Source organism: Streptomyces boncukensis, assembly GCF_011045075.1.
Taxonomy (GTDB): Bacteria; Actinomycetota; Actinomycetes; order Streptomycetales; family Streptomycetaceae; genus Streptomyces; species Streptomyces boncukensis.
In genome coordinates this window covers 1-544 of sequence record NZ_JAAKZZ010001102.1, presented here as the reverse complement: position 1 = coordinate 544, position 544 = coordinate 1, and the positions used below count along the sequence as shown (strand labels likewise).

Here is a 544-nt window from a genome sequence, read left to right as displayed (position 1 = left end):
CTCCCGCTCCCGCCCGGTGAGCCGGTCCAGCGGGGAGGCTCCGCGGCGGCGGGACAGCAGGCGGCGCACCACCTCCGGGTCGATCACCGTGCCGCCCGCGACGACCCGCCGTACCGCCCCGATGAACTCGGCGACCTCCCCGACCCGGTCCTTGAGCAGATAGCCCACGCCGTCGCCGGTGGCCAGCAGCTCCGCGGCGTACGCGTGCTCCACGTACTGCGAGAGCACCAGCACCGGCAGCTGCGGGCGCCGGGCGCGCAGTTCGAGCGCGGCGCGCAGCCCCTCGTCCCGGAAGCCCGGCGGCATCCGGACGTCCGCGACGACCACGTCCGGCTCCGCTTCCGGGACCGCCGCGAGCAGCGCCGGGGCGTCCCCCACCCCCGCGACGACCTCGTGCCCGAACCGGGCGAGGATCTGGGTGAGCCCCTCCCGCAGCAGCACGGAGTCCTCGGCGATCACGACCCGCACGGCAGCTCCACCCGCAGCACCGTCGGCCCGCCCGGCGGGCTCGACAGCCGCAGCCTGCCGTCGTGCGCCGCCACCC

At 77.4% G+C, this 544-nt stretch carries 1 protein-coding gene; it reads right to left on the bottom strand.

Going from position 1 to position 544, the window contains the following annotated elements; genetic code table 11:
* On the bottom strand, positions 1-468 hold a 468-nt coding region (locus G5C65_RS38155; protein ID WP_338146866.1), incomplete at its 3' end, for a response regulator.
* Positions 469-544: the final 76 nt, after the last annotated feature.